At 71.0% G+C, this 26,401-nt stretch carries 30 protein-coding genes; 21 read left to right on the plus strand and 9 right to left on the minus strand.

Annotated elements, in window-relative coordinates; translation table 11 throughout:
* Window positions 1-9: 9 nt before the first annotated feature.
* Window positions 10-2,097, minus strand: a complete 2,088-nt coding sequence (gene ligA / locus HKK74_RS35755; protein ID WP_187247854.1) for an NAD-dependent DNA ligase LigA — start codon at window positions 2,095-2,097, stop codon at window positions 10-12.
* A 255-nt stretch (window positions 2,098-2,352) separates the two neighbouring features.
* Here ligA and HKK74_RS35760 point away from each other — a divergent pair, with 255 nt between their 5' ends.
* Entirely contained in the window at window positions 2,353-2,853 is a 501-nt protein-coding gene (locus HKK74_RS35760; protein WP_312882126.1) for a VanZ family protein, read from the plus strand.
* A gap of 121 nt (window positions 2,854-2,974) precedes the next feature.
* Here HKK74_RS35760 and HKK74_RS35765 read toward each other — a convergent pair whose 3' ends face one another.
* Both HKK74_RS35765 and HKK74_RS35770 read right to left on the minus strand, forming a co-directional pair.
* Complete coding sequence (locus HKK74_RS35765; protein ID WP_187247855.1) at window positions 2,975-3,241, minus strand: DUF6458 family protein; 267 nt, start codon at window positions 3,239-3,241, stop codon at window positions 2,975-2,977.
* Between the two features lie 113 nt (window positions 3,242-3,354).
* Entirely contained in the window at window positions 3,355-3,810 is a 456-nt protein-coding gene (locus tag HKK74_RS35770; RefSeq protein WP_187247856.1) for a tellurite resistance TerB family protein, read from the minus strand.
* Between the two features lie 194 nt (window positions 3,811-4,004).
* On the opposite strand from HKK74_RS35770, the gene HKK74_RS35775 reads away from it, so the two are divergent.
* The 7 genes from HKK74_RS35775 (at window position 4,005) to HKK74_RS35805 (ending at window position 10,664) form a co-directional block, all read left to right on the plus strand.
* Entirely contained in the window at window positions 4,005-4,583 is a 579-nt protein-coding gene (locus tag HKK74_RS35775) for a glucose-6-phosphate isomerase family protein (RefSeq protein ID WP_187247876.1), read from the plus strand.
* A gap of 104 nt (window positions 4,584-4,687) precedes the next feature.
* Entirely contained in the window at window positions 4,688-6,190 is a 1,503-nt protein-coding gene (xylB, locus tag HKK74_RS35780; RefSeq protein ID WP_187247857.1) for a xylulokinase, read from the plus strand.
* On the plus strand, window positions 6,187-7,221 hold the full coding sequence (locus HKK74_RS35785) for an NAD(P)-dependent oxidoreductase (protein ID WP_222723154.1): 1,035 nt from the start codon (window positions 6,187-6,189) through the stop codon (window positions 7,219-7,221). The genes xylB and HKK74_RS35785 overlap by 4 nt, the downstream gene beginning before the upstream one ends.
* Window positions 7,218-7,886 carry a bifunctional 4-hydroxy-2-oxoglutarate aldolase/2-dehydro-3-deoxy-phosphogluconate aldolase gene (locus tag HKK74_RS35790; protein WP_187247858.1) on the plus strand — a complete coding sequence of 223 codons (669 nt, stop codon included), beginning with the start codon at window positions 7,218-7,220 and terminating at the stop codon, window positions 7,884-7,886. The genes HKK74_RS35785 and HKK74_RS35790 overlap by 4 nt, the downstream gene beginning before the upstream one ends.
* Complete coding sequence (locus tag HKK74_RS35795; protein ID WP_222723155.1) at window positions 7,883-8,845, plus strand: shikimate dehydrogenase family protein; 963 nt, start codon at window positions 7,883-7,885, stop codon at window positions 8,843-8,845. Before HKK74_RS35790 ends, HKK74_RS35795 begins: the two co-directional genes overlap by 4 nt.
* Complete coding sequence (locus tag HKK74_RS35800) at window positions 8,842-9,801, plus strand: phosphotriesterase family protein (RefSeq protein ID WP_222723156.1); 960 nt, start codon at window positions 8,842-8,844, stop codon at window positions 9,799-9,801. The genes HKK74_RS35795 and HKK74_RS35800 overlap by 4 nt, the downstream gene beginning before the upstream one ends.
* 86 nt (window positions 9,802-9,887) lie before the next feature.
* A complete protein-coding gene (locus tag HKK74_RS35805; protein ID WP_187247859.1) occupies window positions 9,888-10,664 on the plus strand; it encodes a GntR family transcriptional regulator in 777 nt (258 codons plus the stop codon).
* A 299-nt stretch (window positions 10,665-10,963) separates the two neighbouring features.
* Here the strand turns inward: HKK74_RS35805 and HKK74_RS35810 are convergent, their stop codons facing one another.
* The 4 genes from HKK74_RS35810 to HKK74_RS35825 form a co-directional block, all read right to left on the minus strand.
* On the minus strand, window positions 10,964-11,494 hold the full coding sequence (locus HKK74_RS35810) for a hypothetical protein (RefSeq protein WP_187247860.1): 531 nt from the start codon (window positions 11,492-11,494) through the stop codon (window positions 10,964-10,966).
* An 84-nt stretch (window positions 11,495-11,578) separates the two neighbouring features.
* Entirely contained in the window at window positions 11,579-13,027 is a 1,449-nt protein-coding gene (locus tag HKK74_RS35815) for an MFS transporter (RefSeq protein WP_187247861.1), read from the minus strand.
* 27 nt (window positions 13,028-13,054) lie between these two features.
* The gene (locus HKK74_RS35820) at window positions 13,055-13,264 is read right to left on the minus strand and encodes a DUF3099 domain-containing protein (RefSeq protein WP_312882127.1); all 210 of its coding nucleotides are present in this window, start codon (window positions 13,262-13,264) and stop codon (window positions 13,055-13,057) included.
* Window positions 13,265-13,398: 134 nt separating this feature from the next.
* Complete coding sequence (locus HKK74_RS35825) at window positions 13,399-13,905, minus strand: YflT domain-containing protein (RefSeq protein WP_222723157.1); 507 nt, start codon at window positions 13,903-13,905, stop codon at window positions 13,399-13,401.
* 218 nt (window positions 13,906-14,123) lie between these two features.
* On the opposite strand from HKK74_RS35825, the gene HKK74_RS35830 reads away from it, so the two are divergent.
* Entirely contained in the window at window positions 14,124-14,741 is a 618-nt protein-coding gene (locus tag HKK74_RS35830; protein WP_187247863.1) for a hemerythrin domain-containing protein, read from the plus strand.
* A gap of 1 nt (window position 14,742) precedes the next feature.
* Here HKK74_RS35830 and HKK74_RS35835 read toward each other — a convergent pair whose 3' ends face one another.
* Together HKK74_RS35835 and HKK74_RS35840 are read right to left on the minus strand one after the other, a co-directional pair.
* The gene (locus HKK74_RS35835) at window positions 14,743-15,369 is read right to left on the minus strand and encodes a cyclodeaminase/cyclohydrolase family protein (protein WP_187247864.1); all 627 of its coding nucleotides are present in this window, start codon (window positions 15,367-15,369) and stop codon (window positions 14,743-14,745) included.
* A 353-nt stretch (window positions 15,370-15,722) separates the two neighbouring features.
* A complete protein-coding gene (locus HKK74_RS35840; RefSeq protein ID WP_222723158.1) occupies window positions 15,723-16,940 on the minus strand; it encodes an amidohydrolase in 1,218 nt (405 codons plus the stop codon).
* Window positions 16,941-17,040: 100 nt separating this feature from the next.
* Between HKK74_RS35840 and HKK74_RS35845 the strand changes: the two genes are divergently transcribed.
* The 12 genes from HKK74_RS35845 to HKK74_RS35895 all read left to right on the plus strand — a co-directional run.
* A complete protein-coding gene (locus HKK74_RS35845; protein WP_312882129.1) occupies window positions 17,041-17,904 on the plus strand; it encodes an LLM class F420-dependent oxidoreductase in 864 nt (287 codons plus the stop codon).
* Window positions 17,905-18,162: 258 nt separating this feature from the next.
* A complete protein-coding gene (locus HKK74_RS35850; RefSeq protein ID WP_187247866.1) occupies window positions 18,163-19,239 on the plus strand; it encodes an NADH-quinone oxidoreductase subunit B family protein in 1,077 nt (358 codons plus the stop codon).
* Between the two features lie 4 nt (window positions 19,240-19,243).
* Window positions 19,244-21,052, plus strand: coding sequence for a nickel-dependent hydrogenase large subunit (locus HKK74_RS35855; protein WP_187247867.1), 1,809 nt, complete (start codon window positions 19,244-19,246; stop codon window positions 21,050-21,052).
* Window positions 21,053-21,100: 48 nt separating this feature from the next.
* Window positions 21,101-21,760, plus strand: a complete 660-nt coding sequence (locus HKK74_RS35860) for a NifU family protein (protein ID WP_187247868.1) — start codon at window positions 21,101-21,103, stop codon at window positions 21,758-21,760.
* Window positions 21,757-22,392 (plus strand): DUF5947 family protein, encoded by a 636-nt coding sequence (locus tag HKK74_RS35865; RefSeq protein WP_187247869.1) that lies wholly within the window; start codon window positions 21,757-21,759, stop codon window positions 22,390-22,392. Before HKK74_RS35860 ends, HKK74_RS35865 begins: the two co-directional genes overlap by 4 nt.
* On the plus strand, window positions 22,385-23,032 hold the full coding sequence (locus HKK74_RS35870; RefSeq protein ID WP_246492321.1) for a DUF6084 family protein: 648 nt from the start codon (window positions 22,385-22,387) through the stop codon (window positions 23,030-23,032). The genes HKK74_RS35865 and HKK74_RS35870 overlap by 8 nt, the downstream gene beginning before the upstream one ends.
* Window positions 23,029-24,444, plus strand: a complete 1,416-nt coding sequence (locus tag HKK74_RS35875) for a hypothetical protein (RefSeq protein ID WP_222723159.1) — start codon at window positions 23,029-23,031, stop codon at window positions 24,442-24,444. Before HKK74_RS35870 ends, HKK74_RS35875 begins: the two co-directional genes overlap by 4 nt.
* Window positions 24,441-24,962 (plus strand): hydrogenase maturation protease, encoded by a 522-nt coding sequence (locus HKK74_RS35880; RefSeq protein ID WP_187247870.1) that lies wholly within the window; start codon window positions 24,441-24,443, stop codon window positions 24,960-24,962. Before HKK74_RS35875 ends, HKK74_RS35880 begins: the two co-directional genes overlap by 4 nt.
* A 3-nt stretch (window positions 24,963-24,965) precedes the next feature.
* On the plus strand, window positions 24,966-25,070 hold the full coding sequence (locus HKK74_RS42075; RefSeq protein ID WP_376771585.1) for a DUF6893 family small protein: 105 nt from the start codon (window positions 24,966-24,968) through the stop codon (window positions 25,068-25,070).
* 71 nt (window positions 25,071-25,141) lie between these two features.
* Complete coding sequence (locus tag HKK74_RS35885; protein ID WP_187247871.1) at window positions 25,142-25,516, plus strand: hypothetical protein; 375 nt, start codon at window positions 25,142-25,144, stop codon at window positions 25,514-25,516.
* A 212-nt stretch (window positions 25,517-25,728) separates the two neighbouring features.
* Window positions 25,729-26,019 (plus strand): hypothetical protein, encoded by a 291-nt coding sequence (locus HKK74_RS35890; protein WP_222723160.1) that lies wholly within the window; start codon window positions 25,729-25,731, stop codon window positions 26,017-26,019.
* Window positions 26,012-26,401, plus strand: a 390-nt coding sequence (locus HKK74_RS35895; protein ID WP_187247873.1) for a cation transporter, incomplete at its 3' end; no start/stop codon positions are given. The genes HKK74_RS35890 and HKK74_RS35895, both read left to right, overlap by 8 nt.

Consider the following 26,401-nt stretch of genomic DNA (forward strand, 5'->3'; position numbering starts at 1 on the left):
GCTCGCCCGTTAGATGTGGTCGTGGACGAGGGTGGCGAACTCCTCCGGGGTCGCGATGCGGACGCCGAGCTTGGTGGCCTTGTCCTTCTTGGAGCCGGCCTTCTCGCCGGCCACCAGCAGGGAGGTGCGGGCGGAAACGCTCGACGACGATTTGCCGCCGGCGCGCTCGATGAGCTCGTTCATCTCGTTGCGCGACAGCTCGGCCAGCGTTCCCGTCATCGACCCCGTGACGACGACCGACATCCCGGCGAGGGGCAGCGCGTCGGCGGCGTCCGGCTCCTGGCCGGGGTCGGCCGGGCCGGGCGCCGGCCCCGTGACACCCGGCTCGATCATGTTGACCCCGGCGGCGACCAGCTTGTCGACGAGCGGGGCGAGCTCGGCCAGCTCCTCGACCAGCACGGCCGCCTTCTCCGGGCCGATCCCCTCGACCTGCTGGACGTCCTCGATCCCGGCCGCGCGGATGGCGTCCATCGAGCCGAAGTGGCGGGCGATGCGCCGGGACATCGACCGGCCGGTCCCCCGTACGCCGAGGGCACAGAAGACCTTGTTGAGCGGCTTGGTCTTGGCCTGCTCGATCGCCGCGAGCATGTTGTCGGTGCTGGTGGGGCCCATCCGCTCCAGGGTCAGCACCTGGTCGCGGGTGAGGGTGAACAGGTCGGCGAAGTCACTGATCAGCCCGGCCTCGATGAGCTGGATGATGCGGGTCTCGCCAAGGGTTTCTATGTCGAGCTGATCGCGGCCGATGGCGTAGGAGACCGAGGCCACCGCGTGGCAGTCGCGCCCCCTGACGCACCGCCACCGCTGCTGGGAGGCGTCGATGTCGCTGCCGCACCGCGGGCACACCGACGGGAACTCGATCGTCTTCTCCTCGCCGGTGCGCAGATGCACCACGGGGGCCTCGACGCGAGGGATCACGTCGCCCGCCTTGTAGACCGTCACGTGGTCGCCCATCATCAGGCCGCGGCGGGTGATGTCGGCCGGGTTGTGCAGCGTGGCATAGGTGACGGTCGAGCCGTCGAGGTGCACCGGTTCGAGCACCGCACGTGGCGCGATGATCCCGGTGCGCCCCACATTCCACTCCACGCCGACCAGCCGGGTGATCTTCTCGACGGCGGGCAGCTTGTACGCGATCGCCCACCGGGGTGCCCGGGAGCTGAATCCGCCCTGCTCCTGGTCGGCCGCCAGGTCGGCCTTGATCACAATGCCGTCGATGCCGAACGGCAGCTCGGCCCGCAGCGCGCCGATCTCATCGACCCTGGTCTGCACCTGCTCCATCGTCGTACAGACGGTGCCGGCGACCGGTGTCGCCGCCGTGGTCCGCACGCCGAGCCCCGCGACCAGCTCCATGATCTCGCTGTGCGGCAGCTCCCGCAGCCTGGTGGCGAGATCGGAGGTGTCGTCCGGCGGGAGCGGCAGCGCGCCATAGCCGAAGAACGTCATCTCGACCCGGTAGGTCCGCTCTCGCGCGCGCAGCGTGCCGGCGGCGCCGCTCCGGGGATTGGAGAACGGCACGCCCTCGTGCGCCACCCGGGTGACGTTGGCGGCCTCGAACTGCGCCGCGGTCATCAGCACCTCTCCGCGGATCTCGACCGTCACCGGCTCGGACAGCTCCGCGGGCAGCCCCAGGATGGCTCCGATCGCGTGGGACACCTCTTCACCCGCCGTACCGTCACCGCGGGTGACCAACTGCACCAGCCGGCCATCGCGGTAGCGAGCCGACACCGCGAGCCCGTCGAGCTTGGGCTCGACGCTCCACGCCGCCACCGGGCGGCCGATCCGGCGTTCGAACCCGGCCGCCCAATTGGCGAGGTCCTCGGCGGAGAAGACGTTGTCGAGGCTCAGCATCGGGATGGTGTGCGGTATGTCCCCGACGATCGCACCGCCGGCCACCTTCCCGGTGGGCGAGTCCGGCAGTACGTGGTCGGGGTGAGCGTCCTCGTAGGCGGCGATGCCGCGCACCAGCCGGTCATAGGCGTCGTCGTCCAGCGGTGAGTCACCATCGCCGTAGTAGGCGGCGGCGGCGTCGACGGCCGTCTGTACGGCCTGGGCATAGGCGGCCTGGTCGGCGACCGGCATCGCGTCTGGTGCGTCCGTCATGCCCATATCGTGCCGTGTGCCTACGACAATCCGCACCGCTGAGAAGTCCACACCCGCAGGTCCACGCGGAGTCACGGGCACTTCCGCCTGCCCAGGCAAGACCGCTTCTCCCGAAGCCCTTCTCCCGAAGCCGTACGATGCCTGGCATTCCGGGCGAACGTTCACCCCATCGCATCCACCGCCTTCGCTTACATCCGCGTCATTTGGGGAGGAAGGCTGCAGCCGCCACCGACCGACAGCGAAGGGAAGGCCAGCGTGTCCACGTCGACCAGGTCACGGCCCTCAGCGAAGACCGCTCGGAAGAGCTCCTGGTACGTCACTCCGCTCCGGGTCCTCGCCATCGTCATCGCGCTGGGAATCGGAATCGTGTTCTCGTACTGGGCAGCGATGATCACCCTCACCCCCATCGAGGACCACGGGCAGGCGGTCGGCAACACCGACGCCGGTCACAGCCTGCGCTTCTACCTCGACCAGCCCGACATCAAGGAGGCGATCCGGCAGCTGGGCGGCAACCTCGTGCTCTTTGCCCCGCTCGGCATCCTGCTCCCCGTGGTCTTCTCGCGCCTGCGCGGGCCGCTGCGCCTCGCCCTCGTGTGCGGCCTGATCTCGTTCATGGTCGAGCTCACCCAGGGGTTCGCGGTCCAGGGCCGGGCATTCGACATCGACGACGTCATCCTCAACACCGCCGGCGTCGTCCTCGCCTACCTGCTCGTCGGCCGCAAGCTCGCCAACCTGATCCGCGGCCCGAAGAAGTAGGCCCGCCCAGAAAACCGGCGAGTGGACACGGCTCCGGCCCGCACCGGCGCCCGCCGTTCGGACGGGGCGCCGGTACGGGCCGGCTTTCACGACGGCTGCGCAATCGGCGCGACCGGAGGGGTCAGTACGTGCGTCGCGGGGGCCGATCGCCGTAGGCGGGCGGGGTCTCGTCGTAGTAGGTCTCGCGCAGCGCGGTACCCCTGGCCGGAGGCGCGGCACGACGCCGCGCGGAGGCCATCCAGAACAGGCCGATGATCAGGCCGGCGATTCCGCCGGCCATCAGGATCCAGCCCACGACCTCGATGTCGAGGCCGCTGATACTGAAGTTCACCGCGTACGCCAGGATGGCACCGATGATGATGAGGGCGATGCTGACGCCAATGGTCACGGGAGTATCCTCTCTGCGTCGCTGACGACTGCTCGGGACTCTCTTCCCTGACAACAGACCTCAAACACGACGCACCCCGACATCCCGCGCGCGTCACCCGCGGCCGTCGCCGGTCAGAGTTCGAAGTCGGAGGGTGGGATGTCCACGGCCAGGCAGGCCTCCCGGACGACCGCCTTCTCGTTCTGGTCGAAGTCGCCGTCGGCGCTTCCGATCACGATGCCGATCTGGATCACGGCCCGCGCCTCGACCGGCTTCGACTTCACCTTGCCTATCTCCTGCAGGAGACTCACCTTGCCGAGGGCGAAGTCGCCGGTGAGCTTGGTCACGTAGTCGTTGAAGCGCCGCTGCAGGTCGTCGGCGGGGAAGTTCCGCAGGACCTCGTTACTCGTGATCAGCGACGCGACCCGCTGCCGCTCGGCCGGATCGACGCTGCCGTCCGCGGCCGCGACGAGCGCGCACATCGCCATGCTCGCGTCGCGGAAGGCTCCGCTCTTGAGGTCGTTCTTCCTCGACTCCAGTTGCGCCTGCATCGTCTTGGCGGACTCGCGCAGCCGGTTCCAGATGGCCATGGAGGTCTCCTCATCGCTTGAAGGTCGGGCTGAACGTCGGATTCACCTGAGCTACTACGGACTGTAATAGGTGATCACCATTTTCATTCTCCGGATGCCCGGTGTTCTCGGGGTTTCCGCATCCGCGACCTTTGCCATCCTGTACGTACAGGACTACAGTTCAGATGCCCGACATCCGCGCTCTGGAGGACCCTGTGACCGCGTTCGCGACCCCGCCGATCAGTCCGTTGCGGATCTCGTTCGATCCCGCCACCGCGACGATCGAGCCGACGGGGCCCATCCTGACCCGGCGCATGTCGGATCTGGAAGGACTGTTCGCCGATCAGACCGAGTGGCGTCGCTCCGCCTCGGGTGACGACCCGGTCGTCTACACCGTGACGTCGTCCCCCGTGCCGGAGCTCGACCGGGAGCTGCCCCAGTCGATCACCACGATCCTGCCCGGTGACTGCGGCGGCGAGTTCCACATGACCAAGGGCCACCAGCACCCTGACCCGCAGGGTGAGATCTACCTGGGCCTGACCGGCGTCGGCGGCCTGTTGCTGTTCGACGGCGAGCGGACGGAGTGGATCGACATGGCGCCCGGTGTCATCGGCTACATCCCGCCGCACTGGGCCCACCGCAGCGTCAACGTCGGCGACGAACCGTACCGCTTTCTCGCCGTCTACCCCGGTCGCGCCGGCCACGACTACCAATGGGTGCTCGACCACGGAATGGGGGCCCGGGCACTGCGCAGCCCGAACGGATACGAGCTGGCTCCGTACGAATCCGCCTGACCGGCGTCCCGGCCCCGGCCGGACCCGCACCCGCCGCCGGACGCACATCTGACCCGGCAGGACGCACGCCCGCGCACCGCAGAAGACAAGCGTGAGGAACGACCATGTTGGTGGCACACGACCTGGGCACGACCGGTGACAAGGCCTCGCTGCACGACGACGGAGGACGGCTCGTCGCGTCGGTCACGGTGCCCTACCCGACCAGGTTCGACCACGGCGGGGTCGCCGAACAGGATCCGGAGCAGTGGTGGCGGGCGGTGTGCTCGGCCACCCGGCGGCTGCTCGCCGACTCCGGCACCGCACCCGGCGACGTACGGGGCGTGGGCTTCTCCGGCCAGATGATGGGCGCGGTCCTCCTCGACTCCGCGTACGAGGCGGTCCGTCCGGCGATCATCTGGGCCGACCATCGCAGCACCGATCAGTGCGACGTGCTCATCGACGGGTTCGGCATGGAGCCGGCCTACCGCGTCACCGGCCACCGGCTGAACCCCACCTACTCACTCACGAAGGTCATGTGGGTCCGTGACAACGAGCCGGAGACCTTCGCCCGGGTCGCGCACGTCTGCCTGGCGAAGGACTTCGTCGTCCAGCGGCTCACCGGCGTGCTGGTCACCGATCCGTCGGACGCGTCGTCGACCAACGCCTACGACCAGCTCCGCGGTACGTGGTCAGCGGAGCTCATCGCCGCCGCCGGCCTCGACCCCGCCCTCTTCCCCGAGATCGTGCCGTCGACGACCGTGGTCGGCGAGGTGACGGAGGCCGCGGCCGGGCCGGCCGGGCTGCTCGCCGGCACTCCGGTGGTGATCGGCGGCGGCGACGGCCCACTGGCGGCGGTGGGAGCCGGGGTGGTGAGCCCCGAGGCGGGCGCCTATGCCTATCTCGGCTCATCGTCCTGGGTCTCGGTCTCGGCGGGCGCTCCGCTGCACGACCCGGGGATGCGCACCATGACGTTCGACCATGTCGTGCCGGGCCAGTACGTCCCGACCGCGACGATGCAGGCCGGCGGCGGCTCCCTGCAATGGGTCACCGATCTGCTGGTGCCGGGTGACGACGCCGACCGGTTCCGCCGCCTGGTGGCCGACGCCGACACGGCTGAGGCGTCCTCGGAGGGTCTGTACTTCCTGCCGCACCTGCTCGGCGAGCGGTCCCCGTACTGGAACCCCGCCGCCAAGGGCGCCTTCGTCGGGCTGTCGCGCCACCACGGCCCCGCGCACCTGACCCGGGCGGTTCTCGAAGGCGTGGCGTTCAATCTCGGTACCTGCGTCGGCGCCTTCCGCGAGTCCGGCGCCGCCGTCGACCGGGTGGACGCCATCGGCGGCGGAGCGGCGAGCGACGTGTGGCTGCAGATCCTCGCCGACGTGTGGGGGGCCACGGTCCGCCGGCGCAGCATCGTGGAGGAGGCCAACAGCCTGGGCGCCGCGGTGACGGCGGGTGTGGGCACCGGGGTCCTCGATGGCTTCGAGGTCGCGCCGACCCTGTCACAGGTCACCGGCGAGTTCGCGCCCGACCCGGCCCGGCATGAGGCCTACCGCCGCCGCCACGAGCTCTTCCTCGACGCCTACCAGAGGCTCGAGCCGTGGTTCGAGCACGCCGGGGAGTCCACGTGAACACCTCGCGGGCGACCACGGACGCCCCCGCCCCCGTCCCCGGACCCGCCCCGGTCCCGGCGCAGGCGCGCGGCACCGTGCTCGTGACCTCCCGGTCGTTCTCCTCCGGTTCCCGCGACCTGGTCGCGGAACTGGCGGCGGGCGGTCTGACTGTGGTGCGCGGACCCGCGACGCACGACCTCGCCGCGTTGGCGGAGCCGCTCGCCGCCGCGGTGGCCTGGATCGCCGGCACCGGGCCGGTCACCGAGGACCATCTCGCGCGGGCACCACGCCTGCGCGTACTGGCCAGGTACGGCGTCGGCGTCGACGCCGTCGACCTGGCCGCGGCGGCACGTCGCGGGGTGACCGTGACGAACACCCCCGGCGCCAACAGCGACGCCGTCGCCGAGCACGCCATCGGTCTCCTGCTGGCGGCTCTGCGCGGCATCGTGGCCGGTGACCGGGGCGTGCGCTCCGGCGACTGGGGCGTGCGTCGCGGCCGTGAGCTGGGATCCCTGACCCTGGGCGTGGTCGGCTTCGGCCGGATCGGGCAGGCGGTCGCGCGCAGGCTGACCGGTTTCGGCACCGAGGTCCTCGCCCATGACCCGTACCTGCGCCGCGACGACGCCGGGGCGCTGGGCGTCCGGCCGGCCTCGCTGGAGGAACTGGCCGCCGACTGTGACGCGGTCTCACTGCACGCGCCCGGCGGGCACCGGGTCGTGGACGCGGCATGGCTGGAGCGAGCCCGGCCGGGGCAGGTCATCGTCAACACGGCCCGCGCCGATCTCGTGGACGAGGCGGCCGTCGCGGCCGCGCTGCGCTCCGGCCGGCTCGGCGGCTACGCCGCGGACACCCTGTCAGCGGAGGGCACCGATGCCGGAAGCCCGCTGCTCGCCGACGACCTCGCGCAGCGGGTCGTCATCACGCCGCACATCGGTGCGCAGACCGTCGAGGCCGTCGACCGCATGGGCTCGGCCGCGACGGCCGACGTGCTCGCGGTGCTGTCCGGAGCCGGCCCGGCTCACCCCGTACGCGTCCAGGAGGAAAAATGACCCCGTCCGCCGAACTTCAGGCACTGGCCCCCGAACTCCACGCACTGGCCGAAGCCGCCGTCGTGGCCGTCGTGCGCGCGCCGGACACCGCGAGCGCACTGCGCGGTGTCGACGCGCTGGTCACCGGCGGCGTCACCGGCATCGAGATCACCTACAGCACCCCGGACGCGGCCGCGGTGATCGCGGAGATCGACCGGAGGTACGGCGACCGCGTGCTGCTCGGCGCCGGCACCGTGACCACCCCCGGGCAGGCCACCGAGGCGGCCGACGCGGGCGCGCGCTTCCTGGTGAGCCCCGGCACCACCGACGAGCTGGGCCGGGCCATGCTCGGCACCGGGACGACGGTGCTCCTCGGCGCGCTCACTCCGAGCGAGGTCATGCGCGTGTCCGCGCTCGGCGCCCACGCCGTGAAGATCTTCCCCGCCTCGCTCGGTGGTCCCGGCTACCTGCGTTCGCTGCGCGGACCGTTCCCGGACGTGCCGTTCGTGCCGACCGGCGGCGTCAATGCGGACAACCTCGGCACGTGGCTCGGCTCCGGAGCGGTGGCCCTCGGCGCGGGCGGAGAACTGTGCTCGGCCGCCGACCTGGCAGCGGGGCGCTACGAGGAGATCGAGGACCGGGCGCGCGGGTTCGCCGAGGCGGTCCGGCAGTGGCGGGCGGCGTGAGCCCGCGGGCGGCCACCGAGACCGGCCCGGGCGGCGGCCCGGGGACGGAACCGAAGATGGGCTTCGTCGGGGTGCGCACGGCGGGGTCGTCCATCATGAAGGTGTTCCCCCGGTGGGCCGAGGCGCTCGGGCTACCGGCGCGGCGGCTGGTCGGCCACGATCTGCCACTCGACGCGAGCGCGGCCGACTACCGGGCGCTCGTCACGGCGATCCGCGACGACCCTGCACATCTCGGGGCGCTCGTGACCACGCACAAGATCGGAGTGTTCCGGGCCGCGAGCGACCAGTTCGATGAGCTGGACGAGTTCGCGCGGCTCTGCGGCGAGATCTCGTCGATCTCCAAGAACGGCGGGCGCCTGATCGGCCACGCCAAGGACCCGGTGACGGCGGGGCTCTCGCTGGAGGAGTTCCTGCCACCGGGGCATTTCGCGCGCACCGGCGCCGACGTCGTCTGCCTGGGCGCGGGCGGTGCCGGTACCGCCCTCACCTGGTATCTCGCCCGCCGGCCGGACGCTCCCGCGCGGATCGTCTGCACCGACACCTCCGCGGAGCGGCTCGCCCATCTGCGTGACGTGCACCTGGGCGGAGAGCTCGATCCGGGCCTCTTCCGCTACGAGCTGGTGGAGTCGGCCGGGGACGGCGACCGGCTGGTCACTGCGGCGGCGCGGGGCAGCCTGGTCGTCAACGCGACCGGGCTCGGCAAGGACCGGCCCGGATCACCTCTCACCGCCGCGGTGCGGTTCCCCGAGCACGGCCTGGTGTGGGAGCTCAACTACCGGGGCCGGCTCGACTTCCTGCAGCAGTCCCTCGCCCAGCGCGACGCGCGCGACCTGACCGTCATCGACGGGTGGCGTTACTTCATCCACGGCTGGACCCAGGCCATCGCCGAGGTCTTCCATCTCGACCTCGACACCGCGACGGTCGAGCGGCTGGCGGCCATCGCGGAGGAGCTGAGGTGATCGGCCGGGTCCGCACGGTGCTCGGCGACATCGAGGCCGCCGCGCTGGGCCGGACCGACTACCACGAGCACCTGTTCCAGGTGACGCCGCTGCTGCCCGGCGACGAGCTCGACGACGAGGACCTCAGCGGCGAGGAGGCCCGGCTGCTGCGTGCCGCGGGCATCGACGCGATGGTCGAGGCCACGCCGACCGGCCTCGGCCGCGACCCGGCGGCGACCGCGCGGATCAGCGCGCGCACCGGGCTCGGCGTCGTGCTGACGACGGGGGCGCACCGGGAGGCGCACTATCCCAGCGGCCACTGGCTGACCGCACTCGGGCCCGCCCGGCTGGCCGAGCGCTTCACCGCGGACCTGCTGGACGGTGCCCCGGCCATGGACGGCCCCGGCGAATCCGCTCCGGCACGCTCACCGAAGGGCGAGCCCGTGCGGGCCGGCCTGCTGAAGGCGGGTACCGGCTACTGGTCGATCAGCCCGTTCGAACGAGACGTGCTCGACGCCGTCGCTGCGGCCCACCGCGCGACGGGAGCACCGGTCATGGTCCACCTCGAGCACGGCAGCGCGGCGGTGGAGGTCCTGGAGCTCCTCGCGTCCGGCGGGGTACCCGCCGATCGGGTGGTGCTCGCCCACCTCGATCGCAACCCCGACCCGGGCGCGCACGCCGAACTCGCCGCTACGGGCGCCTACCTCGGCTACGACGGTATGGCGCGCACCCGCCAGTGGCCGGACTCCGTGCTCCTCGACTGCCTGCTCCGGGTCGCGGCGCTGGGCGGTGCCGACCGCGTGCTGCTGGGCGGCGACGTCGCGCGCAGGACCCGCTACGTGGCGTACGGCGGCATGCCCGGGCTCGCCTACCTGCCGGCCCGGTTCGTTCCCCGGCTGGAACGCGAAGGCGGCGCCGAGCTGGTGCGCACCGTACTCGTGGACAATCCGGCGAGGGCACTGGCGTGGAGCCCCTGAGCGCCATCCCTGTCCTGGCGCTGCATCCCTGTCCTGGCGCCGAGCGCGCGGGACAGCCTGCCCGTAACTTGTTATCCTCTAATGACATGCAGTCAAGTATTGATCGCTCCTCACCGCTGCCCTTCTACCATCAGCTCAAGCTGATCCTCCTCGCGGAGATCGAACGGCAGAACTGCCAGCCGGGCGACCGGCTGCCTGGCGATCATGAGCTCTGCGTCCGGTACGGCATCTCCCGTACGGTGGTGCGGCAGGCGCTGGCCGAGCTCGAGGCCGAGGGCGTCATCGAGCGGATCAAGGGACGTGGCACCTTCTTCGCCAAGCCCAAGACGGTGGAGGGACTCGTGCAGTCGCTCACCGGCCTCTACGAGGACGTGGCGGCGCGCGGCGGGCACCTGCGCAGCGACGTCCGCAAGCTCGCGGTGGTGCCCGCGGACGCCCAGATCGCGGCCGACCTCGACATCGAGCCGGACACGCCGGTGACCGTGGTGGAACGGCTGCGCTACGTCGACGAGGAACCGTGGGTGCTCACCATCACCCACGTGCCGGCCGACCTGGCGCCCGGACTCGTCGACGAGGATCTGACCGACCAGTCCCTCTACGCGCTGCTCGAGCAGAAGTACGGCGTACGGCTGGTGCGGGGACGCCGGTCGGTGGAGGCCGCAGCGGCGAACCCATCGCTCGCCCGCAGCCTGGGCCTCGCGCGGGGAGCCCCCGTGCTCGTCCTGCGCAGTGTCAGCCTCGGGGTCGACGACCGTCCCGTGGAGAGCTTCGTGGCGTTCCATCGCGGTGACCGCAGCCGCTTCGAAGTCGAACTCGAGCGCAGTTCCGCCCCGGCCCGCCCCCTCGTGGTCGTCACCGGCTGACGTCACGTACGGACTATGCTGCTGTTAGTCCAGTTTTGTCACACTTGTCCTCACGGTACTTCTCCTCACGGCCGATCGGGCCGGCTCCCTGGCCCGAGCCGCTCCGGGCCGTACACCACGACGGCCGGAGCCTCCAGTGCTCGCCGGCACGGCGCCGAGTAGCGGCGCAGTGCCCGGCGTGAACCCGACACCGGGCGGGCATCCGACTCCCTTGCCGCCCGCCCGGTCGTCGGCGATCCAGCCCCGGCCGCGCCGGCCGCCGCGCGGGTGGCGCCCGGCGGCCGGGCATCCGCCGCGGATCAAGCCGACCCGAGCAGCCGTTCGGCCGCGCGGACCCGCAGGTCCTCGACGGTCTCGGCCTGACCACGGGCCCGGCCGATGAGCCGGTCGAGACGGGCGGGGTCGAGGCGGTCGTCCGTGTCGGCGAGCATTCGCAGCACCCGCCAGCCGGCCTGCTTGCCCTCGATGCCGAGCCGGAGCGCTTCGAGCTCGATGACGTCGCTCAACGGCGACCTGCGCACAAGCCGCCTGTTCACCTTGACCCGGCCGAGCTTCTCCACCGCCCAGCCGGCGCAGACCTTGTAGCGGCGGACCGGAACCCCGAGGGCCCGCATCATGGCGATCAGCTCGGCCCGGTCCTCAGCGATCTCGGCGGCGATCCGTTCGAGAACCTGCCCGCCCACCCAGTGCCGCTGGGACCTGGCCGCGCGACGCACGAGCTCGACGCCGGCGGTGGACCCCGCCAGGTGGTCGTTGAGGTAGACGCCGATCAGCCCCATGTCCACGGACGTGTCGGACGCCTTCGCGTTCGTCCTTCCCCAGACTGCCATGTCGCCTCCCCTGGAACGGGTCTTCGCAGTCGTTGTGCCACGAGAGGGGCGATCAATGCGGCGGCGCGCCGCCGCCGGAACCGGTCAGCGCCGGCTCGCGGTGGAGAGCGGCGGGGCGATCCTCTCCAGCGACTGCCCGGCCGCCTCGACGCCTATGGCCAGCTCCACCAGCCCGGCGGCGATCATCAGTGCGGCGCCGAGGAAGTATCCGTTGGTCACGGCCATCACCTCACCCGTCTCGACCAGGCGGCCGAACAGCGTGGGTCCGATGATGCCGCCGAGCGCGGTGCCGACCGCGTAGAAGAAGGCGATCGCCATGGCACGCGTCTCCATCGGGAAGAGCTCGCTCACGGTGAGGTACGCGGCACTCGCACCGGCCGAGGCGAAGAAGAACACCGCACACCAGCACGCGGTGAGGGTGGCCGCCGACAGGACGCCCTCCCGGAACAGCAGGCCGGTGCCGATCAGCAGGACACCGGAGACGATGTAGCACCCCGTGATCATGATCCGCCGCCCGATCGAGTCGAACAGCCGCCCGAGGAAGAGCGCCCCGATGAAGTTCCCGATCCCGATGGGAATGAGATAGAGGCCGACCCGGCCGTCCGGAACCTGGAAGAACTTCGCGAGCACCAGCGCATAGGTGAAGTAGACGGCGTTGTAGAGGAACGCCTGGCCGACGAACAGCGCCAGGCCCAGGATGGACCGGCGGGGGTAGTCGCGGACCATGGTCCGCGCGATCATCCCGAACCCGATCGCCCGGCGCTGGCGCACGGTGATGCTCTCATCGGGCTCGGCGAGGCGCTCGCCGCTGTCCTCCTCGACCTTGCGCTCGATGCCCCGGACGATGTGCTCGGCCTCGTCCTGACGGCCGTGGATGAACAGCCAGCGGGGGCTCTCGGGCACCGTACGCCGGACCAGCATGACGCCGAGCCCCAGCAGCGCGCCGAGCAGGAACATCGCCCTCCAGCCCAGATCGGCGGGCAGGAGATCGGAGTTGAGGATGGGCAGGGACAGGGCCGCCGCCATCGTGGTGCCGATCCAGAACGAGCCGTTCACGAGGATGTCGACGCGCCCGCGCACCCGGGCGGGGATCAGTTCGTCGATGGCCGAGTTGATGGCGGCGTACTCCCCGCCGATGCCCGCTCCGGTGAGGAGACGGCAGGCGTAGAACCAGAGCGCGTTCATGGAGAACGCGGTGGCGACGGTGGCCGTCAGATAGAGCGCCAGGGTGATGAGGAAGAGCTTCTTGCGGCCGAAACGGTCGGTCAGGTAACCGAACAGCAGCGCGCCGAGGCACGCGCCCGTGACGTAGATCGAGGCGGCCAGCCCGACCTGCGAGTCCGTCAGCCCGAGACCGCCCGACGGGTCGGTGAGCCGCGGCCCGATGACCCCGACGACGTTGACCTCGAGACCGTCGAGGATCCACACCGTGCCGAGACCGGTGAGCACCAGCCAGTGCCATCGAGACCAGGGCAGACGATCCAAGCGGGCCGGGATACGGGTTTCGATGGTCGCGGATCGAGCTGTCGTCATGGACCGGTTCTTCCCGGTCAGCGACGGTTATTCCGGTCGGTCGCCTCGGTCGCCTCGGTCGCCTCGGTCGTCGCTGCGGTTGGCGACGATGGCGGCGAACGGCGGGATCACCAGGGCCACCATCGACATCACGACCGCGGCACCGGTCGAGTAGAACCGGACGACCGCCCAGGCCAGCACGAAGAGCGTGACACAGGTGCCCATCATGATCAGATAGATCCGTCTGCGACGCCGCACAGTCCCACCGTACGTCGGGGTCGGGGTCATCAAACGGGACGGCCGTGTGATCGGGAGGGTGCGCGAGGCTCCCACACCCGGCCCTCCCGAGATCACACTTCGCCACCGGCGCCGTCAAGCCATCGGCGGGCGCCTCAGCTCGGCTGGTCCGCCGCCGGGTCGGTGGCCGAGAGCGCGGCGGCGAGCACCCGCCGGGCCTCTTCGGCGAACTCCGCGTCGACCATGACGTCGTAGCGGTCGGCGACGATGGCGGACACGGTCGTGAAGGTCCGCCGCTGCACCCCATGGGCGATCGCGGCGAAGACGACGCCGAAGAGCAGGCCCAGCAGGATCGCGGAGATGACCGCACCCACCGCCCATGGGCTGACGATCCAGAACACCAGGCCGATCAGTAGTCCGATCCACCCACCGGTACCGGCGCCGGCGATCACCGCCCTGGGCAGGGTCCACCGGCCGGTCACCTGCTCTTCCAGCCTCAGGCCGGTGCCCACGATGGTGACGTGCTCGACCGGGAAGTTGTGCTCCGCCAGGAGATCCACCGCGTGCTGTGCCGCGTCGTGAGTGCTGTACGTACCCAGTACGACCTTGTGCGCACCGGTGTGCGAGCCCATGGGCGCGCTGCTGACGTTCTCCGTGCTCATCATCGATCCCCCCTGCCCCATTCGAGGCGATTTGTCGACCCTCACGTACAACGTTCCCGCAGCTCAGGCCGTACACCCGTGTCCACGGCCACGTCATCGGCAGGTCGGCTCCGGAGACGAAGTCTTTACCGTCGTCCCACACGCTCATCGCGTGCGGCGCCGGCCCCCGGGTAGGGAGATGAGCGGCGATCGGCCGTACTCGACGACGAGGGGGAGCCATGCAGCCGCCGACCCCGCCGACCCCGGCGGCTCCGGCCTCGGAGGACGTCATCGACCTGCTCATCAGGCAGCACGCCGAGATCAGAGACCTCTTCATCGCGGTCGCGCTCGCCATCGGGACGGAACGCCGGACGGCGTTCGATCGGCTGGCGCGGCTGCTCGCCGTGCACGAGAGCGCCGAAGAACAGATCGTGCACCCACTGGCCCGCCGTACCCTCGCCGGCGGCGAGGGCATCGTGCGGGACCGCCTCGCCGAGGAGCAAACGGCCAAGGCCATCCTCGCCGAGCTGGAGAACATGGACACCGAGGACCCGCGCTTCCTGGGCATCCTGGATCAGCTGCGCGACGAGGTGCTCGCCCATGCGCTGGCGGAAGAGCGTCACGAGTTCGTCAGGCTGCGCGAGGAGGTCGGTGAGAACGAGCGCAGGAGCCTGGCCGCCGCCCTGCGGGTGGCGGAGGGCCTCACCCCGACCCGTCCGCGTCCCGGGATGGAGAGCGCCCCGGCGAACCTGCCGGCCGGTCCGGCGCCGGCGCTCGCCGATCGGGTACGCGACCTGATCCGAGCCGCGATGAGACGGGCGAGGCCGGGCGGGCGCCCGGGACCGCCGCGCGGCTAAGTCAGAGGCCGACGCCTTCCCTGCCCTGGGCCCGCGCGTTGTAGATCGCCACGGAGGCGCTGCCGAGCCCCTTGTCGATGTGCTCGTGCAACTCCCGATCGAGATCGGTCTTCAACCCTGTGCCGATCACATCCGCCAGATGCAACCAGCAGTGGAGCGCGGCCGCCTCGATGGCCGCGGCACTGAGCGCGGCGGCCTCGCCGATGTGCGCGAACATGACCGGGTCGGCCCGGCCGTGCAGATCACCGGCCAGGTCGGCGGCCTTGGCCGCCACCTTGACCACTTCGATCCCGACCGCCGCCGACACCTCGGCCGTGGCCTGGAACGCGTGCCGGCGGCTGTTCTGGTCCGCCGTGTCGTCGGCCGGCAGCAGGTAGGCCGCCTGCAGACCGACGTGCGCCTCCGCGGCCTGCCTCAGCAGTTCCAGGACCCGCAGCCGTACCCCACCGGCCTCCGACAGGCACCCGGCGACGGCCGGGTGCAGTGTTTCGAGCGCGTCATCGGCGAGCGTGATGTCGCAGATCCTCTCGACCAGGGCCACGGCCTGCGCGACGCTGATCAGCGCGCAGGCGTATCCGCCCGGGCCCTCGGCGGTCGCGAGCCGATTCAGCCACTCGCCGATCGTCACCTCGGCGAGACCATCCGAAATCTCAGACCGGCCATCCGACATCAGGACCGTCCCTTACGAAGCGTAATCGAGCCGTCACGGAACACGTTATCCCCCGTTCCTTCTGCAACGCCGTGGAATGGGCCAACCGACCCACGAGGACCACGGGAAACGGCGGTGCGGGGACCTCGACACCCGCCGCGAGGACACCGCCGGAGCGGGGCCGGCCGCGACGGTGCCGGTGACAGACGGTGACCGGCGGTCCCAGGCGTCGACAGAAGAGAGGACGGCGACCTGCCCATGTCGCGGACCTCCGCACCGGCTCCTCCCGCGCCATCGTCCGGTGCCCGCTCGCTGGGGCGGATCCCGGCCCGTCAGCCGAGAGACCGCCGACCGGCGTGGTCGATCACCGTCCAGGCGAGCGAGCGTGCGGTGGCGAGCATGGCCTCCTCGGCGTGAGGGGTCGCCGCGGCGGCGGCGAAGCCGGGATGGTGGTTGGCCACCGACGCCCCGATGCCGAACACCGGATGCAGCGCGGGCACGACATGTGACACGTCGCCGAAATCAGTGGAGCCGAAGACCCGGCTCGGCGCGTCGGCCGGCTCGGCCCACATCGCGGGTGCGTTGTCCCGGAACGACTCGGCCAGCGCGGGGTCGGACCTGAGCTCCGCGTACGACACGGCGTCGGGCGTCAACCCCAGCCGCGCCCCGGTCGCCAGGGCACCGGCCTCGAAGCACGCGGTCACCCGCGCGGTGAGCTCGGCCAGCGCGGGCAGATCGGGAGCGCGCAGGCCATAGGTCGCGCGCGCCACCGAGGGGATCACATTGGGCGCCGACCCGGCCTCGGTGACCACCCCGTGCACGAACTCGCCCGGACGCAGATGCTGGCGCAGCAGGGCGATCGCGGTCTGGGCCAGATGCATCCCGTCGGCGGCGTTGATCCCGTCGAACGGATTGAGCGCGGCATGCGCCTCCCGGCCGTCGTAGCGCACCTCGAGGCCACCGGCCGCGACGAAGCACGGCGTGACGCAGTCGTACGGTCCCGGATGCGCCATGAGCGCCAGTCGCGTGTCGCGCAGGGCCCCGCGTTCCATGAGCAGGACCTTGCCACCGCCGGTCTCCTCCGCCGGAGCGCCGACCACCCGCACCGTCAGCCCGAGGTCGTCGGCGGCCGGCGCCAGCGCGAGAGCGGTGGCGACCGCGCCCGCCGCGATCAGGTTGTGCCCGCAGGCATGTCCGATCCCCGGCAGGGCGTCGTACTCGGCGAACACGTCCACCACGAACGGACCCCCGCCCGTGGCCGCGATCAGAGCGGTGGGCAGATCACATGGCCCCGCCGTGACCGCGAAGCCCGCATCGGCGAGCAGGTCCCCGAGCCACCGTGCCGCGTTGTGCTCTTCGAAACCGAGTTCGGGCTCGGCGTGGATCGCCCGGCTGAGCCGTACGACGTCGTCGCGGCGCGCGGCGACGGCCGCACAAGCGCGTTTCTTCGCCGGCCGGAACGTGGGCCGACCCGGATTCCCGCGGGGTATGGCGGTGCCTTCCGCTGTCCGCTCCTCTCGCCGGGTGTACCCGGGAAGCGCGGCGGCCAAGACTCCCCCTCCCGGCCGGGTCACCGGATCGCCCTGGTCAGCGGGCTGTGTCCACCGATCACCGAGGCGTTTGGACCACGGACGGGCCTGGAATGAACCCGTGGTGACCGACGACGGGCTGAGGTTCGGGGTGACGACCTTCGTGACCGACGAGGGCATCGGACCGGTGGAACTGGGCCGTGCCGTCGAGGAGCGCGGGTTCGAGTCGCTGTTCGTGGCCGAGCACACGCACATCCCGGTCAAGCGCGAGTCACCGTGGCCCCAGGGCGGCGAGCTGCCGAGGGAGTACTACCGGACGCTCGATCCCTTCGTGGTCCTCACGGCGGCCGCCGTGGTCACCGAACGGCTGCTGCTCGGCACCGGGATCCTCCTCGTCGTCGAACGCGACCCCATCATCACCGCCAAAGAGGTGGCGAGCCTCGATCAGGTGTCGGGCGGGCGGGTCATCGTCGGCATCGGCGCGGGCTGGAATCGCGAGGAGATGCGCGACCACGGCACCGACCCGACGACCCGGATGGATCTGCTCCGCGAGCGGGTCCTCGCGATGAAGGAGATCTGGACGACCGACGAGGCGGCGATCCATGGCCGGTTCGTGAACTTCGACCGCATCTTCTCCTGGCCCAAGCCGGTGCAGCGCCCGCACCCGCCGATCTACGTCGGCGGCAGCGGGCCGACCGCGCTCGACCGCGTGGTGGAGTACGGCGACGGCTGGATGCCCAGCTTCGCGATGGGCGTCGACACCATCATCGAGCGGATCCCCGAGCTGGAGCGGCGCGCTCGCGAGGCCGGCCGGGGACGCCTCCCGGTGACGGTCTACGGGGTGCCCGCCGACCGCGAGGCGATCGAGCGGGTGGTCGAGGCGGGCGTCGACAGGATGGTTTTCGCCCTTCCCACCCTCCCGGCCGAGGAGACGTACGGGAAGCTCGACGAGTTCGCGGCGGTCATGGCCTCCGTCAAGGCATAGTCCCCACGCCGGCGGCTCCCGACGGGCCCCTGCGGACCCTGCGCGTGTCGTCGACAAGAACTTACATCGCCGAATCAGCCTTTACCGCAGATTGTGTTGCCAACGGTGTCGACTCCGAGAACAGGCGACATAGCGTGAATAGCACGGTCCATTACGGAGTGTGTGGATGTCCGGAATCGGGGCAGCACACAGTCCTCCGGCCGGAGTGCGACGGCCCGGCAGCTCGAAGGCGACCACCGCTGACACTGGGGAGGCAGCATGACGGCGCCAAGCACGTCCACGGAGGCCGGCCCGGGACGGCCGGACGAACCGCTCATCCACATTCTCTGGATAAACGCGGGCCTGAGCTGCGACGGTGACTCCGTCGCCCTGACGGCGGCCAGCCAGCCGAGCATCGAGGACATCGCGCTCGGCGTGCTGCCGGGGCTCCCCAGGGTCGCGGTGCACTGGCCGCTGGTCGACTTCGAGTCCGGGCCCATGCAGGGCGCCGATCCGTTCATCGAGTGGTTCTTCCGGGCCGACCGGGGCGAACTCGAACCGTTCGTCCTCGTCGTCGAAGGGTCCATCCCCAACGAGGCCATCAAACGAGAGGGCTACTGGGCGGGGTTCGGCAACAACCCCGAGACCGGCCAGCCGATGACGACCAGCGAGTGGCTGGACCGGCTGGCCCCGAAGGCGACGGCGGTGCTCGCCGCCGGCACGTGCGCCACGTACGGCGGCATCCACGCGATGGCGGGCAACCCGACCGGGGCCATGGGCGTCGCCGACTATCTCGGCTGGGAGTGGCGGTCCAAAGCCGGGCTGCCGATCGTCAACGTGCCCGGCTGCCCGATCCAGCCGGACAACCTCTCCGAGACGATCCTCTACCTGCTCTACCAGTTGTCCGGGCAGGCCCCCATGATTCCGCTCGACGAGGCGCTGAGGCCGACCTGGCTATTCGGCCAGACCGTGCACGAGGGCTGCGACCGGGGCGGCTACTACGAGCAGGGCCAGTTCGCCACGGAGTACGGCACGCCGACCTGCCTGGTCAAGATCGGCTGCTGGGGACCCGTCGTGAAGTGCAACGTCCCCAAGCGGGGCTGGATGAACGGCATCGGGGGCTGCCCGAACGTGGGCGGCATCTGCATCGCCTGCACGATGCCCGGCTTCCCGGACAAGTTCATGCCGTTCATGGACGAGCCGCCGGGCGCCCGGGTCTCCTCCTCCATCAGCTCCACCACCGGGACGGTGATCCGCACCCTGCGCGGCTTCACGCTGAGGACCGTCGACAAGGAACCGAAGTGGCGCCGCAGGGGCCGCCAACTGCTCACCGGTCACAAGGCGCACTGGAGCTGATCACATGACGACCCAGAAAGCCGATCGCGCAACGAGCAAGGAGCAGGACCGGCAGCTCGTGGAGATGGCCTGGGACCCGATCACCCGCATCGTCGGGAGCCTCGGGATCTACGCCAAGATCGACTTCGCCAACCGCGAGGTCGTGGAGTGCCACAGCACCTCGTCCATCTTCCGGGGCTACAGCATCTTCATGAAGGGCAAGGACCCGCGGGACGCGCACTTCATCACCAGCCGGATCTGCGGGATCTGCGGTGACAACCACGCGACCTGCTCCGTCTACGCCCAGAACATGGCCTATGACGTACGGCCGCCGCACATCGGCGAGTGGATCCTCAACCTGGGCGAGGCCGCCGAGTACATGTTCGACCACAACCTCTACCAGGAGAACCTCGTCGGGGTGGACTACTGCGAGCACATGGTCCGCGAGACCAACCCCGGCGTGCTGGCCCTCGCCGAGCGCACCGAGGCACCGCACGCGGGCGAGCACGGCTACCGGACCATCGCCGACATCATGCGGTCGCTGAACCCGCTCCAGGGCGAGTTCTACCGCGAGGCGCTCCAGGTGAGCCGGCTCGCGCGGGAGATGTTCTGCCTCATGGAGGGCCGCCACGTGCACCCCTCCACGCTCTACCCGGGCGGCGTCGGCACGGTCGCGACGGTGCAGGTGTTCACCGACTACCTCACCCGCCTGATGAAGTACGTGGACTTCATGAAGCGGGTCGTACCGATGCACGACGACCTGTTCGACTTCTTCTACGACGCGCTCCCCGGCTACGAGGAGGTGGGGCGGCGTCGCGTGCTGCTGGGCTGCTGGGGCAGCCTCAACGATCCCGAGCACTGCGACTTCCGGTACGAGAACATGGGCGACTGGGGCCGCCGCATGTTCGTCACGCCGGGCGTCATCGTCGACGGCAGGCTGGTCACCGACGATCTCGTCGACATCAATCTCGGCATCCGGATCCTGCTGGGCAGCTCCTACTACGACGACTGGGTGGACCAGGAGCAGTTCGTCACCCATGACCCGCTCGGCAACCCGGTCGACCGGCGGCACCCGTGGAACCAGCACACGATCCCGCGACCGCAGAAGCGCGACTTCGCGGGCAACTACAGCTGGGTGATGTCGCCCCGGTGGTTCGACGGCACGGACCTGCTCGCCCTCGACACCGGCGGTGGACCCCTCGCCCGCCTGTGGTCCACGGCCCTGTCGGCGTCCGTCGACATCGGCTACATCGAGACGCCCGGCGACGGCAGCGTCCGCATCAACCTGCCCAAGACGGCCGCCCGCCCGCCGAAGACCCTGGTCTGGCGGATCCCCGTGCGTGGCGGCGAGTTCATGTCGAACGCGCTCGAGCGCAACCGCGCCCGCAGTTACTTCCAGGCCTACGCGGCGGCCTGTGCTCTGCACTTCGCCGAGCAGGCGCTGAACGAGGTGCGCCAGGGGCGGACCAAGACCTGGTCGCCGTTCACCGTCCCGGAGAACGCGATCAGCTGTGGTTTCACCGAGGCGGTGCGCGGCCTGCTGTCCCACCACATGGTGATCAGAGACGGCAAGATCGCGAACTACCACCCGTACCCGCCGACCCCGTGGAACGCCAGCGTGCGTGACAGCCACGGGACGCCGGGCCCGTACGAGGACGCGGTGCAGAACACCCCGATCTTCGAGGAGAACGGACCGGAGAACTTCAAGGGAATCGACATCATGCGGACCGTCCGCAGCTTCGACCCCTGCCTGCCCTGCGGCGTGCACATGTACCTCGGCAAGGGACAGGAGCTGCGCAGGGTGCACAGCCCGCACGCCTTCTCGACGCCATGACCGCCCGGCAGGTGAGCAGCCGCGGCACGAACAGGGGGATCAGCACAGATGCCGGAAGCCCAGACCGCCCGAAGCGTCCGTACCGCCCGCTCCGTCACGGGCCCTCCAGGCCCCGGCCGGCCGGCCCGCCCGCCCGGCGGCACGACCCCGCCGTTCCACGCCGTCCACTCCACCGGTGACCGGGTCGAGGCCCTGCTCGACGAGCTCCGTGGCCGTCCCGACCCCACGACGCGGGCCACGGCCGAGGAACTGGTCAAGGCTCTGATCGAGCTGTACGGCGGCGGCCTGGAGCGCATTCTGCAGATCGTCATCGAGACCGACGCCGCCGAGGTGCTCCACGGGCTGACCACCGACGACCTCGTCTCCGGGCTGCTCATCCTGCACGACCTGCACCCGCTGACCACCGATGAGCGCGTACGCGAGGCACTCGACGAGGTACGTCCGCGCCTCGGGGCGGACCAGCGCGGGGTGGAACTGCTCGGCGTCACCGCGGACGGCGTCGTACGGCTGCGCATGGAGGGCGGCCGCCACGGCTGCCCGTCCTCCCTGCGCACCGTCACCGACGCCATCGAGCGGGCCATCGCCGAGGCGGCGCCGGAGATCTCGCGGGTCGAGGTCGAGGTCCCGGCCGACGACACGGCGCCGCTGCTGCAGATCGGCCGCCGCCCGCCGGAGCCGAGCCCGGTGCCCGGGGGCGCAGCCAAATGATCATCAAACTGCGGCGGTTCCGCGAGCCGGCGGAGGCCGGGGCCGAGGTGCAGGCGTGCCAGATGTGCGCGGAGTCGATCGAGCCGGAGCACCGCCACGTGGTGGATCTGGAGAGCCGCGCGCTGATGTGCACCTGCCGCGGCTGCTGTCTGCTGTTCCTGCGACCGGGGGCGGCGCGGGGGCGTTATCGCGCCGTGCCGGACCGCTACGTCTACACGCCGACATTCGAGATCTCGGCCGCCGACTGGGAGGAGCTGCAGATCCCGGTACGGATGGCGTTCTTCTTCCACAACTCCTCACTCGGCCGCAGTGTCGCGTTCTATCCGGGCCCCGGCGGCGCCACCGAGTCGGAGCTGCCGCTGGACACCTGGGAGCGCGTGCTGGCCGCCAACCCCCGGGTCGCCGACGCCCGGCCCGACGTGGAGGCATTGCTGGTCGACCGCGGCCCGGACGGCTTCGGCTGTTATCTGGTGCCGATCGACGCCTGCTACGAGCTGGTCGGTCTGCTCCGGCTGAACTGGAAGGGCTTCACCGGCGGCCCGGAGGCATGGGACGCGCTGGAGTCCTACTTCGGCACGTTGCGCGGGCGTTGCCGGGAGACGACATCCGGAAGGATCGACGACCTTGAGTGAGACGACCTTGAGTGAACTGCGGTTCGAGTGCCTGGGAGCGCGCGCGGAGGCCCACGCCGTCTCGCCCACGCTGCTTCTGCGGCTGCGCATCACCGAGCCGTCGCCCGACGGCGTGCACACGATCGCGCTGCGCTGCCAGATCAGGGTCGAGCCGCGGCTGCGGCGCTACACCGAGGCCGAGTCGGTACTGCTCACCGACGTCTTCGGCGCCCCCGCCCGGTGGGACGAGACGCAGCAGGCGATGCAGTTCGCCAGCGTCTCGCTGATGGTCCCGGGCTTCACCGGCAGCACGGAGGTCGATCTGCCGGTGCCGTGCGGCTACGACATGGAGGTCGCGGCGGGCCATTACTTCGCCGCGCTCGACGACGGTGAGATCCCGCTGCTCCTGCTGTTCAGCGGCACGGTGTTCGCCCGCGCGGCGGCCGGTTTCACCGTACGGCCGGTGCCGTGGGACCGGGAGGCCCGGTGCCGGCTTCCGGTGGCCGTGTGGCAGGAGCTCATGAACCTCTACTTCCCCGGTTCCGGCTGGCTGCGGCTCCGCCGCGACACTCTCCGGGCCCTTCACCGGTTCAAGTCCAGCCATGCCCTGGCCACGTGGGACGAGGCCGTTGAACGGCTGCTCCAGGAGTCCCCGCGATGAGCACCGCGATCGAGGACGCCCGCAGGATCGCCGACGCGGTCCTGTTCGAGGGCTACCTGCTCTATCCCTACCGCGCCTCCGCACCGAAGAACCGGATCCGCTGGCAGTTCGGAGTCCTCGTGCCGCCCGGCTTCACCGCGACCGGCGAGCCCTCGGCCAGCCGCACCGAATGCCTGCTCGAAGCCGGCACACGGGCGGCGCTGCGGTTGCACCTGCGATTCCTGCACGTCAGGACCCGTACCATCGAGCGCGCGATCGAGGGGGACGGCCCCGGCGGGTACCGCCCGGTCACGCGGCTCACGGTCGGCGGCACAACGCACTTCGGCTACGACGAGGCGACCCCCCGGGAGACCCTGGCCGTCCTGCCGCTGGCCGGCCTGCTCGAGGCCGAGCACGCCGTCGATGTCGGCATCCCGGGCGACCTGGACGTCGAGCCGATCAGCGGCGCGCCGGCCCGCATCGTGCGCGAGCACCTGCCGCTGCAGGCCGGGCTCCGGCTGCGCGCCACGCGCGTCGACGGGCCGTACGGCCTGGTCAGGTTGCGGATCGACGTGTGCAACACGGCCGGGTGGGACGAGCCCGAGGCACCGCGCGAACGGGCGCTGCGCCGTTCGCTGATCGCCACCCATCTGCTGCTGAGTGTCACCGGCGGACGATTCGTCTCCCTGCTCGATCCGCCGGAGTGGGCCAGAGCCGCCGCCGAGGACTGCCGGAACGAGCACACCTGGCCGGTGCTCGTCGGCGATCCCGAGGCCCGCGACGTGCTGCTGTCGTCACCGATCATCCTGTACGACCATCCGGTCATCGCTCCCGAGAGCCCGGGCGAGCTGTTCGACGGCACGGAGATCGACGAGCTGCTGAGCCTGCGCACGCTCACCCTCACCGAGGCGGAGCGGCGGGAGGCGGTGGCCACCGATCCGCGAGCCGCCGAGCTGGTCCAGCGGGTCGCCGACCTGCCTCCGGAGCTGATCGAGCGGCTGCACGGCGCGATCCGCGGCCTGGGCCCGGTTACGACGTCGACTCGTGGCGTGTCGGGGTCTCCAGGTGCCCGTGAACCCCGACACGCCACGACTCAACAAGGCCCGGTGACCTCGGAGGTCGACAGCGTGCTCGTCGCGGGCGTACCGGTCGGCAGGGGCAGCCGGGTGCTCCTCCGGCCCGGCGTGCGGGGGGCCGACGCCCAGGACATGTTCCTCGCCGGCCGGGCCGCCGTGGTGGAGGCCGTGCTCATCGACATCGACGGGGCCGAGCACCTGGCGGTCACCCTGGAGGACGACCCGGGCGCCGACCTGCAGCGGACTCAGGGCCGCTTCCGCTACTTCGCCCCGGACGAGATCGAACCCATCACCGCCGGGCCGGGCCGCAGCGGCACGGCCGGCCGGGACGGCCACCGCGAAGGAGCCGCACCATGAGAGTCCTGGTGGCCGGATGCGGGAACATCTTCCTCGGCGACGACGGCTTCGGCAGCGTGGTCGCCCGCCGGCTCGCCGCGATGCCACTGCCCGCCGGGACCTCGGTGACCGATTTCGGCACCGGGGGCCTGCACCTCGCCTATGAGCTCAGCTCCGGCTACTCCGCCGTGATCCTCGTCGACGCGGTGCCCCATGGCGGTGCGCCCGGCACGTTGTACGTCATCGAGCCCCGGCCCGGCGACCAGCCCGTCCCGTGCGTCGACGGCCACGGCCTGACCCCCGAGGCGGTGCTGGCCCTCGCCGAAGTGCTCGGTCGCGACGGCGGCGGCGACCACGGCGGCGAGCGCGAGGGGACGGCGGGTCGCGTGGGGGCGGCGGGTCGCGTCCTCATCGTCGGCTGCGAGCCGGCCGACACCTCGCCCGGCATGGAGCTCAGCCCGCCGGTCGCCGGCGCTGTGGACCGGGCCGCTGATCTCGTGCTCGAACTGATCAGGGAACGGCATCCAGAGAGGACGTGACCCATGCTCAGGCACATACTCGTCGGCGCGGCCGTCGCCGGGATCACCGTGCTCGTCGTCCGATCGCTCCCCGAACTGAGGCGCTACATCAAGATCCGGCAGATGTGACGCCGCCACCGGTCGTCGCTTTCCCGCCGAGGCCTGGTGACAGGCTGGAGAAGGAACGGAGGTGGCATGAGATGACATATCCGGAGGAACACTGGCACGGTTTCTCTCCCGCCGTGGGGACGGGGAGCCCCGAGGTCCGCAGGGCCGGCGACCTCGCCTTCGCGAGCCCGCCACCCGGGCCGCAGTGGCCCGGCCGTGAACCGTCCAAGGAGGAGCTCGGTGGGGTGCCCTCCACGGACACCCTGGCGCGGTCGCCCATGGGCGTCGGCGTCAGCACGACCCGGCGCCCCGAGCAGATCGCCCGCGAAGAGGGGGAACAGCGGCCCACCGTCGGGTTCCTGGGCAGGTCAAGGCGTCCGTTCGGCCGGTCCCAACCGGAGGAGGCCGGTATGGCACCGCCGAAACCGATCTCGAAGGAGAGCCCCCACCTGCCACCCAGGGGCTGACACCTATAGGGGGTAGGGGTTGCATCTCGCCCGCTCGGATGCCATTCTGAGATCGATACCCCCTAGGGGTAACTGGGGTCGAGCGGGAGGATTCATGAACACGCCCATCAGGCTCGGAGCGTGTGTGGCGGGGCCGGCCGTCCTCTTCGGCGCGGCCGCCGGGCCCGGCCGGCCGGCCGGGCCCACGTCGGCCGCGATTGCCGGAGGCGGGGGTGTACCCTGTGTTCGCCGACGTCAGGCCCGAGACGGCCGAGCGGCAGCTGACCCTCGGCACCGACATCTCGGCACCGGGCGACTTCCGGCCCGAGCCGCTGCCGAAGGCCGAGCGGACGGCGCGGATCGGTGACTACACAGTGAAGCTGACCGGCGACCTCGTCCCCGGGAAGAGCAGCCGGCTCACGCTGTCGGTGAGCAGGGCCGGCCGGCCGGCCGGTGACCGACCTTCAGCCCTACCTGGAGGCCTACGGGCACCTGGTGGCCCCAGGGACCACGACCATGGCTGAGGAGGACGCGGTGGAATCCGGCGCGACCACGGCGCAGATCGAGCTGGCGATCGGCGGGATGACCTGCGCCTCCTGTGCCGCTCGCATCGAGAGACGGCTCAACAAGATGGAGGGCGTGACGGCCACCGTCAACTACGCCACCGAGAAGGCCAAGGTCCACTTCCAAGAGAACGTGGACCCCGCCGAGCTGATCGCCTCGGTGGAGAAGGCCGGTTACACCGCCGAGCTGCCCCCGCCCCCGAACACCGCCGGCACCGAGGCCGCCGGCGACCGGGGCGAGGACGAGTCCGAGGACCACGAGGCACGGTCACTGCGTCACCGGCTCATCACCTCCGTGGTGCTGGCGCTCCCGGTCATCGCGATGGCGATGGTGCCGGCCCTT

The organism is Actinomadura alba, assembly GCF_014323705.1.
Classification (GTDB): Bacteria; Actinomycetota; Actinomycetes; order Streptosporangiales; family Streptosporangiaceae; genus Actinomadura_C; species Actinomadura_C alba.